This window comes from Streptomyces sp. NPDC088730, from assembly GCF_044751215.1.
Taxonomy (GTDB): domain Bacteria; phylum Actinomycetota; class Actinomycetes; order Streptomycetales; family Streptomycetaceae; genus Streptomyces.
This window is the reverse complement of record NZ_JBIVLK010000016.1, coordinates 126,043-143,646: the sequence shown is the minus strand read 5'-3', so window position 1 is coordinate 143,646 and position 17,604 is coordinate 126,043. Positions and strand designations below refer to the sequence as shown.

15 protein-coding genes are annotated in these 17,604 nt (G+C 70.2%); 4 read left to right on the top strand and 11 right to left on the bottom strand.

Annotation, left to right across the window (positions count from 1 at the left end; genetic code table 11):
* Window positions 1–46 precede the first annotated feature (46 nt).
* The 6 genes from ACIP89_RS32695 to ACIP89_RS32670 form a co-directional block, all read right to left on the bottom strand.
* The gene (locus ACIP89_RS32695) at window positions 47–883 is read right to left on the bottom strand and encodes a shikimate dehydrogenase (protein ID WP_402118000.1); all 837 of its coding nucleotides are present in this window, start codon (window positions 881–883) and stop codon (window positions 47–49) included.
* A complete protein-coding gene (gene mltG / locus ACIP89_RS32690; RefSeq protein ID WP_402117998.1) occupies window positions 870–2,699 on the bottom strand; it encodes an endolytic transglycosylase MltG in 1,830 nt (609 codons plus the stop codon). The genes ACIP89_RS32695 and mltG overlap by 14 nt, the downstream gene beginning before the upstream one ends.
* A gap of 95 nt (window positions 2,700–2,794) precedes the next feature.
* Window positions 2,795–3,268, bottom strand: a complete 474-nt coding sequence (gene ruvX, locus ACIP89_RS32685; protein WP_401930276.1) for a Holliday junction resolvase RuvX — start codon at window positions 3,266–3,268, stop codon at window positions 2,795–2,797.
* A gap of 8 nt (window positions 3,269–3,276) precedes the next feature.
* Entirely contained in the window at window positions 3,277–5,946 is a 2,670-nt protein-coding gene (alaS, locus tag ACIP89_RS32680) for an alanine--tRNA ligase (protein WP_401930378.1), read from the bottom strand.
* Window positions 5,946–6,299, bottom strand: coding sequence for a DUF6167 family protein (locus tag ACIP89_RS32675; RefSeq protein ID WP_401930179.1), 354 nt, complete (start codon window positions 6,297–6,299; stop codon window positions 5,946–5,948). The genes alaS and ACIP89_RS32675 overlap by 1 nt, the downstream gene beginning before the upstream one ends.
* Window positions 6,300–6,306: 7 nt before the next feature.
* Window positions 6,307–6,747 (bottom strand): DUF948 domain-containing protein, encoded by a 441-nt coding sequence (locus ACIP89_RS32670; RefSeq protein ID WP_073737538.1) that lies wholly within the window; start codon window positions 6,745–6,747, stop codon window positions 6,307–6,309.
* Window positions 6,748–6,993: 246 nt separating this feature from the next.
* Between ACIP89_RS32670 and ACIP89_RS32665 the strand changes: the two genes are divergently transcribed.
* Complete coding sequence (locus tag ACIP89_RS32665) at window positions 6,994–9,234, top strand: ATP-binding protein (RefSeq protein ID WP_402117997.1); 2,241 nt, start codon at window positions 6,994–6,996, stop codon at window positions 9,232–9,234.
* 18 nt (window positions 9,235–9,252) lie between these two features.
* Here the strand turns inward: ACIP89_RS32665 and rpsD are convergent, their stop codons facing one another.
* Window positions 9,253–9,867 carry a 30S ribosomal protein S4 gene (rpsD, locus tag ACIP89_RS32660; RefSeq protein WP_311306772.1) on the bottom strand — a complete coding sequence of 205 codons (615 nt, stop codon included), beginning with the start codon at window positions 9,865–9,867 and terminating at the stop codon, window positions 9,253–9,255.
* Window positions 9,868–10,055: 188 nt separating this feature from the next.
* Between rpsD and ACIP89_RS32655 the strand changes: the two genes are divergently transcribed.
* Window positions 10,056–10,757, top strand: coding sequence for a DUF2470 domain-containing protein (locus tag ACIP89_RS32655; RefSeq protein ID WP_402117996.1), 702 nt, complete (start codon window positions 10,056–10,058; stop codon window positions 10,755–10,757).
* A 23-nt stretch (window positions 10,758–10,780) separates the two neighbouring features.
* Here ACIP89_RS32655 and ACIP89_RS32650 read toward each other — a convergent pair whose 3' ends face one another.
* The 4 genes from ACIP89_RS32650 to ACIP89_RS32635 all read right to left on the bottom strand — a co-directional run bounded on the left by ACIP89_RS32650 (window position 10,781) and on the right by ACIP89_RS32635 (window position 15,161).
* Window positions 10,781–12,169, bottom strand: a complete 1,389-nt coding sequence (locus ACIP89_RS32650) for a replication-associated recombination protein A (protein ID WP_401930172.1) — start codon at window positions 12,167–12,169, stop codon at window positions 10,781–10,783.
* Between the two features lie 73 nt (window positions 12,170–12,242).
* A complete protein-coding gene (locus ACIP89_RS32645) occupies window positions 12,243–12,878 on the bottom strand; it encodes a vitamin K epoxide reductase family protein (protein ID WP_401930170.1) in 636 nt (211 codons plus the stop codon).
* Window positions 12,879–13,198: 320 nt separating this feature from the next.
* Window positions 13,199–14,461, bottom strand: coding sequence for a histidine--tRNA ligase (gene hisS / locus ACIP89_RS32640; RefSeq protein ID WP_401930168.1), 1,263 nt, complete (start codon window positions 14,459–14,461; stop codon window positions 13,199–13,201).
* Between the two features lie 13 nt (window positions 14,462–14,474).
* Window positions 14,475–15,161, bottom strand: coding sequence for an MBL fold metallo-hydrolase (locus ACIP89_RS32635; RefSeq protein ID WP_389213642.1), 687 nt, complete (start codon window positions 15,159–15,161; stop codon window positions 14,475–14,477).
* A 148-nt stretch (window positions 15,162–15,309) separates the two neighbouring features.
* Between ACIP89_RS32635 and ACIP89_RS32630 the strand changes: the two genes are divergently transcribed.
* Window positions 15,310–16,110 carry a peptidylprolyl isomerase gene (locus ACIP89_RS32630; protein WP_401930164.1) on the top strand — a complete coding sequence of 267 codons (801 nt, stop codon included), beginning with the start codon at window positions 15,310–15,312 and terminating at the stop codon, window positions 16,108–16,110.
* A 195-nt stretch (window positions 16,111–16,305) separates the two neighbouring features.
* Window positions 16,306–17,535 (top strand): DUF349 domain-containing protein, encoded by a 1,230-nt coding sequence (locus tag ACIP89_RS32625; protein ID WP_401930162.1) that lies wholly within the window; start codon window positions 16,306–16,308, stop codon window positions 17,533–17,535.
* Window positions 17,536–17,604 lie beyond the last annotated feature (69 nt).

Here is a 17,604-nt window from a genome sequence, read left to right as displayed (position 1 = left end):
CGCCGCCGGTCCAGCAGACGGACGGATCACGCGGCGCGGAATGAGGTCAGCGGGCGGCCAGCGCCTGCTCGCCGGCCTTCCTCATGGCGGCCGGCGGCGCGGGCCTACGGCCCGTCATCTGCTCGACCTGGAGGACGGCCTGGTGCACCAGGAGATCGAGACCTCCGATGACTGCACCGTCGCGGGCCGCCCAGGCGGCTGCGAGTCCGGTGGGCCAGGGCTCGTACAGCACGTCGAAGAGCGTGCCCGGAGCCTCGGGCAGCGCTCCCGTCAGCGCGTCCGTGGCGCCGGCCGGGGTGGTCGCGATGACCAGCGGGGCGTGCAGCGCCCGCTCGGCCTCCGCCCAGTCGGCGATCCGGACGTCGACGCCGAGCCGTTCGCCCCAGCCGCGCATCTCGTCACCGCGTTCCCGGCTGCGGACGTAGGCCGTGACCGGTCCCGCGCAGATCCCGGCGAGGGCGGCGAGGGCGGAGGAGGCGGTGGCTCCGGCGCCGAGGACGGCCGCGGACTCCGTCTTCTCGACGCCCCGCTCGCGCAGGGCGGCGATCATGCCGGGGATGTCGGTGTTGTCACCGGCCCGCCGGCCGTCCCCGGTGAGGACGACGGTGTTGACGGCCTCGACCGAGGCCGCGGTCTCGGTGATCTCGTCCAGCAGCGGGATGACCGCCCGCTTGAGCGGCATGGTCAGCGAGAGCCCGGCCCATGTTCCGTCGAGGCCCTCGACGAAGCCGGGCAGCGCGGCCTCGTCGATCTCGAAGCGGTCGTAGGTCCAGTCGTCGAGGCCGAGTGCGGCGTACGCGGCCCGGTGCAGGACCGGGGAGAGCGAGTGGGCGATGGGCGAGCCGAGGACGGCTGCCCGGTGCCGCCTGTCAGTCGAGACCATGCTGTTCCTTGAACTTCTGGTTGAGCTGCTCGTGCTCTGCGGCCGTCTTGGTGAACTGGGTCTTCTTGCCGTCGAGCGAGATGAAGAACATCCATCCGTCGCCGGTCGGACTCAGCGTCGCGCGCAGCGCCTCGTCTCCGGGGTTGCTGATGGGCCCTGGCGGCAGACCGGCGTGGTAATAGGTGTTGTAGGGGTCCGGGTTGGTCCGGATCTCCTTCGACCCAATCTTGATCTTGCTCTGCTTCTTGAGGTAATTGAACGCGGAGTCGAATTCGAGCAAGCAGTTCGTGGCCGTGTTATCCGGCTTCAGGCGGTTGTAGACGACCTCGGCCATCTTGCGGAAGTCGTCATGCGTGAGGCCTTCCGCCTGCACCAGGCTGGCCACGGTGAGCACCTGCCAGGGGCCGTCCAGCTTGTACTTCTTGGCGGTTCCTTCGAGGTCGAGCTTCTTGTACTCGTCGTTGGACCGCGCGACCATCTTCTCCAGGACCGCCTCCGGCTTGGTTTCCTTCGTGACCGGATACGCGGCCGGGTAGAGGAAGCCTTCCAGCGGGTCCTTGATGTCCTTGTTCCCGCTCGCCCAGCCGGGCAGGCCGAGGTCGGACTTCTTGGACTTGGCGATGCCCGCTGTCGTGCCCTCCTTGAGGCTCAGCTTCTTGTCGATCATCGCGTAGACGGCGGCGTTGCGGGAACCCTCCGGGATCACCAGCAGGTTCTGGCTCTTCGGGTCGAGCATCATCTCCAGGGCCTCGGACGCGGCCATCTTCTCGTGCAGGAGATAGACGCCGGCCTGGATCGACTTGCCCTTGGGGTTCTCGCTCTGCGCGGAGACGAACGCGTCGACGCTCTTGACCACGCCCTGCTTCTTCAGGATGTTGGCGATGTCGTACCCGTACGAGCCCTTGGGGATCTCGATCTCGACGGTCCCCGAGCCGCTGCCCGCGTAGTCCTCCGCCGGGCCGAACTTGTCCTGGTAGTACGAGTAGCCGAAGTAGCCCACTCCGCCCACACCGCCGACCAGGACGAGAGAGATGACCAGGCAGGCGCAGCCACTGCGGCCCTTCTTCTTCTTGCCCTTGCCCCGGCGCTCGTCCCCGCCTCCCCGGCGGGAGTCGCGGGAGTCATCGTCGTCGTCGTAGTCGTCGTCCTTGCCGTCGCTGTCGTCCACACCCGTGAAGAAGGGGTGGGTCTCCTCCGGCCGGACCTCGGGGTCCCAGTCGGGGTTCTGCGCGGGCGTCTGTTCGGGTGCTTGCTCGGCTACTTGTGCGGGCGCGGCCTGGCGGCGGCCCGGGGGCTGCGGGGGCGGGTAGGCCTCGGCTGTGCCGTAGTAGTCGTTCGTCTCGCCGTAGCCGTATCCGGCGGCGGACTGGTCCTCGTACGGCATCGCGGCCGACTGCTGTCCGGTGTCCCAGCCGCCGTTGTAGGGAGGCTGCTGGACGTACTGGTCCTGCTGAGCGCCGTACTGGGGCTGCTGCTGGTACTGCGGCTGGGCGTACGGGTCGTGCTGCTGTTGCTGCTGCTGCTGCTGCGCGTACGCGTCGTTCTGCTGTTGCTGCTGCGTGTACGGGTCGTGCTGCTGCGGCTGGGCGTACGGATCGTGCTGCTGTTGCTGCTGCGCGTACGGGTCGTGTTGCTGGGCATACGGGTCCTGCGGCTGCTGCTGGGCGGCGTACGGGTCCTGCGGGTAGGGCTGCTGCTGGCCGCCGTACTGGCCCTGGCCGTGGGCAGGCTGCTGGCCTCCCCATCCCTGGTCCCCGTACAAGGGGTCCTCGGGATGCCACGGTTCGGAGCCGGGGCCCCGGCCATACTCAGTCATCGATCCCCTTGAGCCGCGAGACGACGTTCCGTCTCTTTGCTGTGCGGTGTTTGTTCGAACACCGCCGCATCGCGCGGAACGTTACCGTATCGCGATCAGACAACCACTTCGACGCCCTCACCGGGAGGATTGCCCGAAGCCCGTTCGGACTCCAGAGCGTTCTGAAGGATCACCACAGCGGCAGCCTGGTCAATGACGGAACGGCCCTTTTTGGACTTCACGCCTGAGGCGCGCAGGCCCTGACTCGCCGTCACTGTGGTCATCCTCTCGTCCAGCAATCGCACCGGAATGGGTGCGACCGCACGGGCGAACACATCCGCGAAGGCGCGGACCTTGGCCGCGGCCGGCCCCTCTCCCCCACCGAGGGAGCGGGGCAGGCCGACGATGACCTCGATCGGCTCGTACTCCGCGACGATCTGACCGAGCCGCCGGTGGGCGGCCGGGACATCGCGTCCCGGCACGGTCTCCACCGGCGTGGCGAGGATCCCGTCGGGGTCGCAGGAGGCGACCCCGATCCGGGCGTCCCCGACGTCGATCGCCAGCCGGCGACCGCGGCGCATCTGCGTCATCTCCGGCGTCACGCCGTCTCGGTGACGAGGCGTTCGACAGCGGCGACGGCGTCACCGATGGCGTCCGGGTCGGTGCCGCCGCCCTGGGCGACGTCCGGCTTGCCGCCGCCCCCGCCGCCGAGCGTCTTGGCGGCGGTGCGGACCAGGTCACCGGCCTTGAGGCCGCGCTCGCGAGCGGCCTCGTTGGTGGCGATGACGGTCAGCGGGCGGCCGTTGGCCGTGGTGAACAGGGCCACGACGGCCGGCCGGCCGCCCTGGACGCGCCCGCGGACGTCGAGGACGAGCCGGCGCAGGTCGTCGGCCGAGGTGCCGTCCGGGACCTGGCCGGTGACCAGGGCGACGCCCCGGACGTCCAGGGCGGAGTCGACGAGTCCGGCGGCGGCCTGGAGCACCTTCTCCGCGCGGAACTTCTCGATCTCCTTCTCGGCGTCCTTCAGCTTGCCGAGCATTCCGGCGATCTTCTCCGGAAGCTCCTCCGGACGGCCCTTGACGAGCTCCTGGAGCTGGGCGACGACCGTGTGCTCCCTGGCGAGGAAGTTGTACGCGTCGACGCCGACGAGGGCCTCGATGCGGCGCACGCCGGAGCCGATGGACGACTCCCCGAGCAGCTTGACCAGGCCGAGCTGGGCGGTGTTGTGGACGTGCGTGCCGCCGCACAGCTCCTTGGAGAAGTCCCCGATGGTGACGACCCGGACCCGCTCGCCGTACTTCTCGCCGAACTCGGCGATGGCCCCCTGCTTCTTGGCCTCGTCGATGGACATGACCTCGGCCTGCACGTCGAGCTCACGGGAGAGCACGGTGTTGATCTTCTGCTCGACGTCGGTGAGGACCGTGCCGGGTACGGCGGCGGGCGAGCCGAAGTCGAAGCGGAACCGGCCCGGGGAGTTCTCGGAGCCGGCCTGGGCGGCCGTCGGGCCCAGCGCGTCGCGCAGCGCCTGGTGCGTGAGGTGGGTGGCGCTGTGGGCGCGGGCGATGGCCCGGCGGCGGGTGTTGTCGATGGAGGCGAGGGCGGCGGCACCGACCGTGACCTCACCGACCTGGACGACGCCCTTGTGGACGTGGACGCCGGGGACCGGCTTCTGGACGTCGCGGACCTCGATCACCGCACCGGTGTCGAGCCGGATCCGCCCGGTGTCGGCGAGCTGTCCGCCGCCCTCGGCGTAGAACGGGGTGCGGTCCAGCACGACCTCGACCTCGTCGCCCTCCAGGGCGGCGGGCGAGGGGACACCGTCGACGAGGAGGCCGACGATCGTCGACTCGCCCTCGGTCATGGTGTAGCCGGTGAACTCGGTGGCGCCGGAGTTGTCCGCGACCTCGCGGTAGGCGGACAGGTCCGCGTGACCGGTCTTCTTGGCGCGGGCGTCGGCCTTGGCCTTGTCCCGCTGCTCCTGCATGAGGCGGCGGAACCCGTCCTCGTCCACGGACAGGCCCTGCTCCGCGGCCATCTCCAGGGTGAGGTCGATCGGGAAGCCCCAGGTGTCGTGGAGCAGGAACGCCTTGTCACCGGCGATGACCCGGCCGCCGGCGGCCTTGGTCTCGGTGACGGCGGTCTCAAGGATGTTGGTGCCGCCCTTGAGGGCCTTGAGGAAGGCGGCCTCCTCCGCGAGGGCGACGGTCTCGATGCGCTTGCGGTCGGTGATCAGCTCGGGGTACTGCAGGCCCATCGTCTCGATCACGACGCCGACCAGCTCGTTGACGACGGAGCCGGTGGCGCCCATCAGCCGCATGTTGCGGATGGCGCGGCGCATGATGCGGCGCAGCACGTAGCCGCGGCCCTCGTTGCCGGGGGTGACGCCGTCACCGATGAGCATGACGGAGGTGCGGATGTGGTCGGCCACCACCCGGAGCGAGACGTCCGTACCCTCGGCGGCGCCGTAGCGCACGCCGGTCAGCTCGGTGGCCCGGTCCATGACGACGCGCAGGGTGTCCGTCTCGTACATGTTCTGTACGCCCTGCAGGATCATCGCGAGGCGTTCGAGGCCGAGGCCGGTGTCGATGTTCTTGGAGGGCAGGTCCCCGAGGATCGGGAAGTCCTCCTTGCCGTCGCCCGCGCCGCGCTCGTACTGCATGAAGACCAGGTTCCAGATCTCCACGTACCGCTCGTCGTTGACGGCCGGGCCGCCCTCGACGCCGAACTCGGGGCCGCGGTCGTAGTTGATCTCGGAACAGGGACCGCAGGGGCCGGGGACGCCCATGGACCAGAAGTTGTCCTTCTTGCCCAGGCGCTGGATGCGCTCGGCGGGAACGCCGATCCGGTCGCGCCAGATCTGCTCGGCCTCGTCGTCGTCGAGGTAGACCGTGATCCACAGACGCTCGGGGTCGAGGCCGAAGCCGCCGTCCGCCACGGAGCCGGTGAGCAGCTCCCAGGCGTACTCGATGGCGCCTTCCTTGAAGTAGTCGCCGAAGGAGAAGTTCCCGCACATCTGGAAGAAGGTGCCGTGCCGGGTGGTCTTGCCGACCTCTTCGATGTCCGGCGTACGGACGCACTTCTGCACGCTGGTGACGCGCGGGGCGGGCGGCTTGACCTCACCGAGGAAGTACGGCTTGAAGGGCACCATGCCCGCCGGGACCAGCAGCAGAGTCGGGTCGTCCGCGATGAGCGACGCCGAAGGGACGACGGTGTGACCGCGCTCCTCGTAGAAGCTCAGCCAGCGGCGGCGAATTTCAGCCGACTCCATCAGTGGTCCTCATTCCGGTTGTACGAGTTGTAGGGAAGCTTGCGGTTTCGGGCGGGCGCCCCGCGCCGGTCGGACTCCGCCGCCTCGACGGCGTAGTGCGGCCGCACGGGGAGGTCCGGGTCGACCGGTGCTTCGAGACCCAGCGCCTCGCCCAGCTCGGCTTCGCGCCGGACCATGCCCTCACGGACGTCGAGCGCGAAGTCCTTGAGCCTGTGGCCGGCCACGACCGCCTTGTCGGCGGCCTGCGCCGCGAGGCTCTCGGGGGTCAGCTGCTTGATCTTGCGGTTGACCTTGGCGGTGGCCCAGACCCCGGCGGCTGCGCCGGCGGTGAACCAGAACGTACGGCGGAACATCGCTGCGTCAGTCCTTCGATCCGCGGGAGTTTCTGCCGTTGCGCTTCCTGCCACGCGCGGACGGCACGGTCCGGCCGACGATCACCGATCGCCGGGAACGCGCTTCCGGTTCGGGGGCGGTCTTGCGGCCGATGGCCTGCCGGACCCCGTAGCCGAACGCGGCGACCTTGACCAGCGGGCCGCCGAACGTGGAGGCGACGGTGGTGGAGAGCGCCGAGGCGTTGGAGGTGACCTCCTGGACGTCCGTCGCGATCGCGTCGACCTTGTCGAGCTGGGTCTGCGCGGAACGTACGGTCGCGGAGGCGTCGGCGAGCAGCGGGACGGCCTGCTCGGTCACGTCCGCCACGAGTCTGGTGGTCGCCCTGAGCGTCTGCGCGAGCCTCACCAGCACGACGGCGAGGAACGAAACCAGGATCGCCCAGAAGACGGCCACCAGGATCCCGGCCACCTCACCACCGGACACTGTGCACCGCTCTCTCTGGCTTGTCGTCTGTCTCTGCGTTGTCCAGCGCGGTTCCGCGCTGTTCAGCGTTGTTCTCTGCTCGGTCGGCGGCGGCCCCCTTGGTGGCCGGTCACCACCTCCGAGCCTATCGCGCCGGGACTCGCGCCCTGTACCGCATTACCGCCTGGCACGACGGGAGTTCCCGCAACGAGATTGTACGGAGCGCTTTCGGGCCAGTACTCTGCGTGTTTCATGCGACGCTCTCAGCGCCCCTTCCCCTCCTCCGATGGTCCAGGCACACCGCCGACCGCCCGTGGCGGGCCCGCACGCGGGCTTCCGGGCAATCTCCCGGCGGAGCTGAACAGGTTCGTGGGACGCGACGACGAGCTGACCGAACTCGCCGGACTCCTGGAGGAGTCCCGGCTGGTCACCGTCGTGGGAGTGGGCGGGGTCGGCAAGACCCGGCTGGTCACCAGGGCCGCGGCCCTCCTGGAGAAACGGTACTGCGACGGGGTCTGGCTGCTGGAGCTGTCCGACGTCCACGATCCGGAGCTGCTGGAACACGCACTCGTCGACGCGCTGGGCCTGACCGATCACACCAACAGGCCGCCGCGCACCACGCTCCTCGAACACTGCGCCGGGCGCCGGCTCCTGCTGGTGATCGACGGATTCGAACATCTCGTGGACGCCTGTGCGGAGTTGGTACGGGACCTGCTGCGCCGGGCCCCGCGGCTGCGGGTGCTGGCGGCCGGCCGGCTGCCGCTGGAACTCGACGGCGAGGCGGTCTATCCGCTCGCGACCATGACCGACCGGGACGCGCTCCGGCTGTTCGCGGAGCGGGCCACCGCGGTGCGGCCGGAGTTCCGGCTGACCGAGCACACCCGGGGCGCGGTCCAGGAGCTCTGCCGACGGCTGGACGGGATCCCGCTCGCGCTGGAACTGGCGGCCGGACGGCTGCGGGCGCTCTCCGCCGAGCAGGTGCTGGAGCGCCTCGACGACCGCTTCCGGCTGCTGACCGGCGGCAGCCGCAGCGCGCTGGCCCGGCATCAGACGCTCCGCACGGCCATCGGCTGGAGCCATGAACTCTGCGCCCCGGAACAGCGGCTGCTGTGGTCACGGCTCTCGGTCTTCGCCGGGCAGTTCGACCTGGAGGCGGTCGAGTACATCTGCAGCGGCTCCGAACTGCCGGCCGACTCGGTGCTCGACGTGCTCTCCGGGCTGCTCGCGCAGTCCATCGTGCTGCGGGAGGACTCGGCGGCCGGGACCCGCTACCGGATGCTCGACACGGTGCGCGAGTACGGCGCCGAGTGGCTGGCGGCCACCGGCGAGACCGAGCGGCTGCGGAGGCGTCACCGCGACTGGTTCCTGGGGCTGGCGACCTGGTGCGAACTGGACTGGTTCAGCCCTCGGCAGAGCGAGGTGGCGGCCCGGGTGGAGAGCGAACTGCCCAATCTGCGGCGGGCCATGGAGTGTTCGCTGGATTGCCCGGAGGAGGCACATCTCGCCCAGTACCTGGCGGGCACGCTCTGGTTCCTGTGGGTCGGCTGCGGGCGGCTCTCCGAGGGTCGGCACTGGCTGGACCACGTACTGGAGGAGGAGACCCCGTACGACTCCTCGCGGCTGAAGGCGCTCTGGGTGCTCGGCTATGTCGCGGTCCTGCAGGGGGACCCGGTGGGGGCGATCTCGGCGCTGACCGAGTGCCGGGAGGAGGCGGAGCTGGCCGGTGACGCCACGGCCTCGGCATACGCGCTGCACCGCACCGGCTGCCTGGCGCTCGTCACGGACGACACGGCGCGGGCGCAGGAGCTGCTGCACGAGGCGCTCGGCCGCTACCGGGACCTCGGGGAGCTGAACAGCAATGTGCTGATGGCCCAGGTCGAACTGGCGATGTCGGTCGGGTTCCGGGGCGAGCTGGACCGCGCCGTCACGATCTGCGAGGAGGTCCGGGAGATCTGCGAGGACCACGGCGAGCGCTGGGCCCTCAGCTACGCGCTGTTCGTCCTGGCCTTCGCCGCCCTTGAGCGGGGCCGTCCGGCACGGGCCAGGGAGCTCCTCGGGGAGTCGCTGTCCATCAGCCACGCCTTCCACGACCTGCTCGGCACCGTGCTCTCGCTGGAACTGCTGGCGCTGGTCACGGTGGTCGAGGGTGATGCCGACGAGGCGGCGCTGCTGCAGGGGGCGGCCGAACAGATCTGGCCGTCGGTGGGGCTGCCGCTGTTCGGCTCCGAGCACTACGGGGCGCCCCGGGTCCGGTGCGAGGAGCTGGCCCGCCGGGAGCTGGGCGAGGAGCGGTACGCCTCGCAGCGGCGGGCCGGGGCGGCGCTGGGCGCCGACGCGGTGCTGGCCAGGGCACTGGCCGGGCGCCCCGGGGAACGGCAGAACGGCGCGGACACCGGCGCAGCGGAGGCACCGGGGCCGCTTCCCGAGGCCGGGAAGACGCGAAAGCCCGCCGCCTCCCCGGCTTCGGGAAGGGGCGGGCCTGAGCGCTGGTGAAGAGCGGCTACGCCTGGATCAGCGGGCGTAGTACTCGACGACGAGCTGCTCGTCGCAGATCACGGGGATTTCCTTGCGGTTCGGGTCCCGGTCAAGGCGGAAGGCGAGGGCCTTCAGGTTCACCTGCAGGTAGCGCGGGGTCTCACCGTCGGTGTCGTAACCACCCTCGCGGGCAACCTGGAAGGGGTGCTTGTCGCGGCTGCGCTCGCGGACCATCACGATGTTGTCGGGACGGACACGGAAGGACGGCTTGTCGACCTTCTGGCCGTCGACCTCGATGTGACCGTGCACGACCATCTGGCGCGCCTGGTAGATCGTCTTGGCGATACCGGAACGCAGGACCAGCGCGTCGAGGCGGCGCTCCAGCTCGACGACGAGAGCCTCGCCCGTCTTGCCTTCGGCCTTCTTGGCGCGGTCGTAGGCGCGGGCCATCTGGCGCTCGCTGATGTCGTACTGGGCGCGCAGACGCTGCTTCTCCAGCAGACGGACCTTGTAGTCCGAGTTCTGCTTGCGGCCGCGGCCGTGCTCGCCCGGCGGGTAGGGGCGGGCCTCGAAGTACTTGACGGCCTTCGGCGTCAGCGCGATGCCGAGCGCGCGGCTCTTCTTGACCTTGGGACGCGACTGATTAGGCACGTTCTCCAGACCTCCGTTGTAGGTTAGGTTAGGCTCACCTTACTCAAGGAGATCGCATGTCTCGCCCTGGGAACACCACACACGTCACGGACAGCACAGACAGCGGCAGCACACATGAAGGTGCTGCTACGACGGAAGGCCGATCTGATCGTGGTCAGCCGCGTCCCAGCGGGCTTGAAAACACTCGAATGCCGTCAGCAGCCGAGCGCACACGAACTCTCGTACAGAGTACCTGCTCCTCGGTACTGCTCATCCCCGGCCTCGGCTCCGCGGGCTCGGACCAGCTGATGCCGCTGTCCCGCAGTGTGGGTCCGGACGGGGACCTCTTCCTCGAATTCCCCGCGGAATCCCCGGCGGTACGGGCCGCGGCACACGCCCAGGACGACGAGCTGACAGCTGTGCTGGAGATCACCGACGTGGCGCCGGTCTCCGTACCGCACCGCATCCGCGGCCGGGCCAGGGTCTTCGGCTGGCTCACCACCGTGCCGGGCATGGCGGGACCCGGCCGGATGCTGCTGCGGCTGGAGACGGGTGAGGCGTACGTGGACGACCTCTGGGGCGCGCAGAGCGTCGAGCCGGAGGAGTTCCGCGACGCGTCCGCCGACCCGCTCGTCAGCCACGAGGCGGAGCTGCTGCAGCATCTGCACGCGGCCCACGGCGAACAGCTGGGCAATCTGTCCGCGCTGCTCGGCGAGCGTGCCACGTCCGGCTGCTCCGCGCACCGCCCCGCGGTCGTACCGCTCGCGCTGGACCGGCTGGGGCTGCGGGTGCGGGTGTGCGAGCGGGACGGCAGGTGCTTCGACGCCCGCTTCGAGTTCCCCGAGCCGGTGCGCGATGTGAACGAGCTGCGGCACGCCATGCACACGCTCTTCGACGCGGCCGCGCGCTGAGGGCCGCGGCCCCGGACTCCGGGCTATGTCCCGGACGGGCCCGCGTCGCCGTCGCTGTCGCCGCCGGTACGGCCGAGCCGCTCGCGGACCCGGTCCGCCACATCCGCGTACCGCGCCTCCGCGCCGTACCGGGTGGGCTGGTAGTAGCGCTTGTCGCGCACCGCGTCCGGGGCGTACTGCTGGGCGGCGATACCGCCGGGGACGTCATGCGGATAGACATAGCCCTGTGCGTGACCCAGCTTGGCGGCCCCCTTGTAGTGGCCGTCGCGCAGATGGGCCGGAACGGGACCGGCCAGTCCCCTGCGCACGTCGTCCTGGGCGGCGGAGATCGCCAGCGTCGCCGCGTTGGACTTGGGGGCGAGCGCCAGGGCGATCGTGGCGTGGCTGAGGGTGAGCGCCGCCTCGGGGAAGCCGATCATCGCGACGGCCTGGGCCGCCGCGACCGCTGTGGGCAGCGCCGTGGGGTCCGCGAGACCGATGTCCTCGCTGGCCGAGATCATCAGCCGCCGGGCGATGAACCGGGGGTCCTCACCGGCCTCGATCATCCGGGCCAGGTAGTGCAGCGCGGCATCGACGTCCGAGCCGCGGATCGACTTGATCAGGGCACTCGCCACGTCGTAGTGCTGGTCGCCATCCCGGTCGTACTTCACCGCGGCACGGTCGACGGTCTCCTCCAGGGTCAGGAGGGTGATCTCCGGCTCCCCTTTGGACAGCGCCGCACCGGCCGCCGCCTCCAGCGCCGTCAGCGCCCGGCGCGCGTCGCCCCCCGCGATGCGCAGCAGGTGCTCCTCCGCGTCCTCGGGAAGCGTCACCGCGCCGCCGAGCCCGCGCTCGTCGGCCAGGGCGCGGCGCAGCAGACCGCGCAGGTCGTCGTCGGTCAGCGATTCCAGGGTCAGCAGCAGCGAACGGGAGAGCAGCGGCGAGATGATCGAGAAGTAGGGATTCTCGGTGGTGGCCGCGATCAGCGTCACCCAGCGGTTCTCGACGGCCGGGAGCAGTGAGTCCTGCTGCGCCTTGGAGAAGCGGTGGATCTCGTCCAGGAAGAGGACGGTCTCCTTGCCGTAGCCACCGGTGGCGCGCCGGGCGCCCTCGATGACCGCCCGCACTTCCTTCACGCCCGCGGTGATCGCGGAGAGCTCGACAAAGCGTTTGTTGGTGGCCTTGCTGACCACGTACGCCAGCGTCGTCTTGCCGATGCCGGGCGGGCCCCAGAGGATCACCGACGAGGGGCCGGCCGGTCCCCCGCTCCCCTCTCCGACGAGGCGGCGCAGCGGTGAGCCCGGTTTGAGCAGATGCTGCTGGCCGACGACCTCGTCGAGGGTACGCGGACGCATCCGGACAGCGAGGGGGCTGCTGGACGGGTCCTTCTCCTGGCGGTCTTCGGCTGCTGCGGTAAAGAGGTCGGGCTCCACGTTTTGAAGCCTATGTCACCGCACTGACAATCCTGCCGGGCCCCGGTCCGGACCAGCCGCGCGCACGGGCCGCTCAGCTGGTCCAGAAGTCCCACCAGCGGGTCAGGATGAGCATGCCGATGATGCCGACCCACAGGACCGGCGGTACCCAGTGGAACTCGGTCAGTCCGTTACGCAGCCAGCTGGGCGCGGGAATGATCCGGTGCTTGATGTTGTGCGTGGTGACGTAGCAGAACATCAGGATCGTGGCGACCCAGGCCAGGCAGCACCACAGGCACAGGGAGTTGATGTTGTACAGCGACTGGTACTGCAGCCAGGTGCAGAAGCCGACGCCGAACAGGGTGCCCGCGTTGATCCCCAGCCAGTACCAGCCCCGGAAGCGCGCTCCGGCGAGCAGTGCCAGGCCGATGCCCATGATCACGGGGTAGGTGGCGAGTCCGAGCCAGGGGTTCGGGAAGCCGAAGGCGGCCGCCTGATCGCTCTTCATGATGTTGCCGCAGGACACCACCGGGTTGAGGCTGCAGCCCGGGACGAAGCTGGGGTCCTCCATCAGCTTGAGCTTGTCGAGCGTGATGACCCACGCGGCGAGGAGTCCGGCAGCGCCCGTGATCACCAGCAGCAGTGCGAACGCGCGACTGCCGCCGATGGTCCTCTTCCCGCCGTCCTCGTCCTGGTCGGAGGAGGGATGGTCAACCGTTGCAGTCGTCATATCGCCATTCCGTCACTGAGTAGCCTGCTGGGCACGGTCATTGTGCCGTACCGCCGCGCCGGTCCTCCGTTCGATGAACATAAAGATGCGCGCGCGATCGGCGTGCGGTTCCGGGTACGGAAGGCGTCGACGGCACTGAGGGCAGGCGCTCTCGGGTCCGGCCGGGCTGCCGGCCGCCGGGTAACGGCACCGGCCCTTCCGGATCGGAACCCCCCGGCGGGATGAATCGGGCCGCGCCGAGTTGACGCGGCGGGGCCGGAGCCCGGTGCCCCCGGTCGCAGTCGGGCGGGGACACCGCCCGACTGCGACCCGTGCGGGAGCTACGCGAGGCGCGCCTTGATCGCCTCGGTCACCTCGGCCAGCGGAACGGCCGTCTGCTCACCGGACTCCATGTCCTTGAGCTGCACGACGCCCTCGGCCAGATCGCGCTCACCGGCCACGACGGTGAACCGCGCGCCCGACCGGTTGGCGCTCTTCATCGCGCCCTTGAGACCGCGGCCCCCGAACGCGAAGTCCGCGGCCACCCCCTCGCGGCGCAGCCGCGTCACCACGGCGAACAGCTTGCGCCTGGCCTCCTCGCCGAGCGGTACGGCGAAGACACTGGTGGTCGAGGGCAGTTCGAGCTCGATGCCCTCCGCCTCCAGGGCCAGCACCGTGCGGTCCACGCCGAGCGCCCAGCCCACCGACGGGAGCGCCGGGCCGCCGATCATCTCGGAGAGGCCGTCGTACCGGCCGCCGCCGCCCACCGCCGACTGCGAGCCCAGTCCGTCGTGGACGAACTCGAAGGTGGTGCGGGTGTAGTAGTCGAGGCCCCGGACGAGCTTCTCGTCGTCCTCGTAGACCACGCCCGCCTCGTTGAGCAGGTCGCGGACCTCCTCGTGGTACGCCTTGCAGGCGTCGCAGAGGTAGTCGCGCAGCACCGGGGCGCCGGTCAGCTGCTTCTGGACCTCGGGGCGCTTGTCGTCGAGGACCCGGAGCGGGTTGATCTCGATGCGGCGGCGGGTCTCCTCGTCCAGGTCGAGCTCGCGCAGGAAGCCCTGGAGCGCGTCGCGGTAGACCGGCCGGCACTCCTTGTCGCCCAGCGAGTTCAGCAGGATCCGGAACTCGCGCAGGCCCAGGGCGCGGTACGCCTGGTCGGCCAGGATGATCAGCTCGGCGTCCAGCGCCGGGTCCTCCGCGCCGATGGCCTCGGCACCGACCTGCGAGAAGTGGCGGTAACGGCCCTTCTGCGGACGCTCGTAGCGGTAGTAGGAGCCGGAGTACCAGAGCTTCACCGGCAGGTTGCCGAGCTTGTGGAGGTTGGCCTCCAGCGCGGCGCGCAGCACGGAGGCGGTGCCCTCGGGGCGCAGCGCCAGCTGGGAGCCGCCCTTGGTGGTGAGGGTGTACATCTCCTTGCTCACGATGTCGGTGGACTCACCGACGCCCCGGGAGAAGAGGGCCACGTCCTCGAAGCCGGGGGTCTCGATGTAGCCGTAGCCGGAGTTCTTCAGCGGTGCGGAGATCGCCTCCCGTACGGCGAGGTACTTCGCGGAGTCGGGCGGGGTCAGGTCGTACGTGCCCTTGGGGGCCTTGAAGGTGCTCACGATTTCGCTCTCGTCACATTCCTCGTCGGGGCGCGTCCATACCGTGCAGATACGGATTGGTGGCGCGCTCGCGGCCGATGGTCGTCTGGGGGCCGTGGCCGGACAGCACCACGGTCGAGTCGTCGAGCGGCAGGCACACGCGGGCCAGCGACTCGAGCAGCTCGGCGTGGTCGCCGCCGGGCAGGTCGGTGCGTCCGACGGAGCCGGCGAAGAGCAGGTCGCCCGAGAAGAGGACCTGCGGAACGTCCGCGGCCTCGGGCATCCTGAACGTCACCGACCCCTTGGTATGGCCGGGCGCGTGCGAGACACCGAACTCCAGACCGGCCAGCGTCAGCCGGGCACCGTCGCTCAGCTCCTTGACGTCGTCCGGCTCCCCCACCGTCAGCTCGCCCATGAGCGGCATCCCGATGGAGCGGCCGAGGGCCTTCTCCGGGTCGCTCATCATGTAACGGTCCTCCGGGTGGATCCAGGCGGGGACATCGTGGGCGCCGCACACCGGGACGACCGAGGCGACGTGGTCGATGTGGCCGTGGGTGAGTACGACGGCGACGGGCTTCAGCCGATGCTTGCGCAGTGCTTCCTCGACCCCGGAGGCGGCCTGGTGGCCCGGGTCGATGATCACGCACTCCTCACCCGCGGCGGGGGCGACCAGGTAACAGTTGGTCCCCCAGGCCCCGGCGGGGAACCCGGCAATGAGCACGATCGTCCTTAATGGTCGTCCGACGAGGGGTGGCGGCTGCGCGGTCGCAGCAGTTCAGAGCCTACCGGCGCTCCTCATTCCACAGCTAACCCATATACGGTACGGGGCAACTCAGGCCCGATCACACGACGTACAAGGAGATCACCCGGTGGTCAGCAGCGATCAGCGGCGGCGGCAGCTCGCCAGGGAGAAGTTCGAGCGGCAGCAGCAGCGCCGGGAGGAGGCCCGACGCCGGACCCGGCGGCTGACGGCCATCATCGCCTCCGCGGTGGCCGCGGTGGCCGTCATAGGCGGAATCACGTACTTCGCCACCGGCGACGACGGCAAGAAGGACAAGACCGACGCGGCCGCGAGCGCCAGCCCGTCGGCGTCCCCCTCGGCATCTCCCTCGGCGAGCGAGAAGAGCGCGCCCGAGCCGGCGATGAAGATCGACAAGAAGGCGAAGTACACCCTGTCGCTCAAGACGGGCCAGGGCGACATCGCGTTCACGATGGACGCGGCGAAGACCCCGCACACCACGAACTCGTTCAAGTCGCTCGCGGACAAGGGCTTCTTCGACGGCACCAAGTGCCACCGGCTGACCACGCAGGGTATTTTCGTCCTCCAGTGCGGTGACCCCAAGGGCGACGGCACCGGCGGTCCGGGCTACACGATCCCGGACGAGAACCTCACCGCGCTGGGCAAGCCGGGCAAGGACGGCTCGGTGACCTACCCGGCGGGCACGGTGGCGATGGCCAACACGGGTCAGCCGCACACCGGCGGCAGCCAGTTCTTCCTGGTCTACAAGGACACCAAACTGCCGCCCACCTACACGCCGTTCGGCACGATGGACAAGGCTTCGCTGAAGGCCGTCGAGGCCATCGGCAAGGCGGGGGTCACCGGCGGCGCCGCCGACGGTGCGCCGAAGAAGGCCGTGAACATCTCGAAGGCGGCCGTCGACAAGGCGTGAGCACGGCGGGCCCCGGCATGATCCGCACGGCGGCGCCGGGCGCGGGCGGATAATTTCGGCCGCGCGGAGTGCGGACAGCCGGGCGGCCCGTCGCCTAGATTGGCGTTGTGCAGGGCGGGCGCTGCCCGCCCCAGGAAACTGTGGACGATGCCAGGGGGGTTAACCCTCTCGCGGGCATCAGGTGGAGGAGGCGCTGTGAGCAGCGACCCGTGGGGCCGTGTCGATGAGACAGGCACCGTGTACGTGCGTACCGCCGACGGCGAGCAGGTCGTCGGATCGTGGCAGGCCGGTTCTCCGGCGGAGGCCCTGGCCTACTTCGAGCGCAAGTACGAGGGCATTGTGGTCGAGATCGGCCTCCTGGAGCGGCGGGTGAAGACCACCGATCTGTCCGCGAAGGACGCGACGACCGCCATCGAGCATCTGCGTGCGCAGGTCGACGAGCACCACGCCGTCGGGGACCTGGACGCGCTGCGCAAGCGGCTGGACGCCCTGGTGGCGACGGTCGACTCGCGGCGGGAGGAGCGCAAGGCCCAGAAGGCGAAGCAGACCGACGAGGCGAAGCACGCCAAGGAGGCACTGGTCGTCGAGGCCGAGGAGCTGGCGCAGAGCGAGCAGTGGCGCTCCGCGGGCGAGCGGCTCCGTGCGCTCGTCGACACGTGGAAGGGCCTGCCGAGGCTGGACCGCAAGTCGGACGACGAGCTGTGGCACCGCTTCTCCCACGCGCGCTCGGCGTTCTCCAAGCGCCGCAAGGCCCACTTCGCCTCGCTGGACGCCCAGCGCGAGGAGGCCCGCAAGGCCAAGGAGAAGCTGGTCGTCGAGGCCGAGTCGCTGTCCCGTTCCTCGGACTGGGGCACGACGGCCGCCCGCTACCGCGACCTGATGACGGAGTGGAAGGCCGCGGGCCGCGCCCAGCGCGAGGCGGAGGACGATCTGTGGAACCGTTTCCGCGGTGCCCAGGACGTCTTCTTCGCCGCCCGCAGTGAGGTGTTCGCGGAGCGGGACGCGGAGCAGGGCGAGAACCTCAAGCTCAAGGAGGAGCTCGCGGCCGAGGCCGAGAAGCTGCTGCCGGTGAAGGACCTGAAGGCCTCCAGGGCGGCGTTCCGGGCCGTCAACGAGCGCTGGGAGGCCATCGGCCACGTACCGCGTGACGCCCGCCCCAGGATCGAGGCGCGGATGCACGCGGTGGAGCGGGCGCTCCAGGAGGCCGAGGAGTCGGAGTGGCGCCGGACCAACCCGGAGGCACGCGCCCGTGCCGCGGGTCTGACCGGGCAGCTCCAGTCGGCCGTGGACAAGCTGCGCACCCAGATCGACACGGCGCGCGCCTCGGGCAACAACGCCCGTGCGGACAAGCTCGCCCGCGAGCTGGAGGGCCGGCAGGCACTCCTGGACCAGGCCCTGAAGGGTCTTGAGGAGTTCGGCGGCTGACACCCGGTCCGCCTGTTCCACAGGTGAAGGGCCCCTCCGCCGGTGGCGGAGGGGCCCTTCACCTGTGAC

Coding starts and splice junctions, on each gene's coding strand:
- ACIP89_RS32665 (WP_402117997.1), top strand. CDS start 6,994: ATGCGACGCTCTCAGCGCCCCTTCCCCTCCTCCGATGGTCCAGGCACA.
- ACIP89_RS32675 (WP_401930179.1), bottom strand. CDS start 6,299: ATGTTCCGCCGTACGTTCTGGTTCACCGCCGGCGCAGCCGCCGGGGTC.
- alaS (WP_401930378.1), bottom strand. CDS start 5,946: ATGGAGTCGGCTGAAATTCGCCGCCGCTGGCTGAGCTTCTACGAGGAG.
- ruvX (WP_401930276.1), bottom strand. CDS start 3,268: ATGACGCAGATGCGCCGCGGTCGCCGGCTGGCGATCGACGTCGGGGAC.
- ACIP89_RS32655 (WP_402117996.1), top strand. CDS start 10,056: ATGCCGTCAGCAGCCGAGCGCACACGAACTCTCGTACAGAGTACCTGC.
- ACIP89_RS32695 (WP_402118000.1), bottom strand. CDS start 883: ATGGTCTCGACTGACAGGCGGCACCGGGCAGCCGTCCTCGGCTCGCCC.
- ACIP89_RS32645 (WP_401930170.1), bottom strand. CDS start 12,878: ATGACGACTGCAACGGTTGACCATCCCTCCTCCGACCAGGACGAGGAC.
- mltG (WP_402117998.1), bottom strand. CDS start 2,699: ATGACTGAGTATGGCCGGGGCCCCGGCTCCGAACCGTGGCATCCCGAG.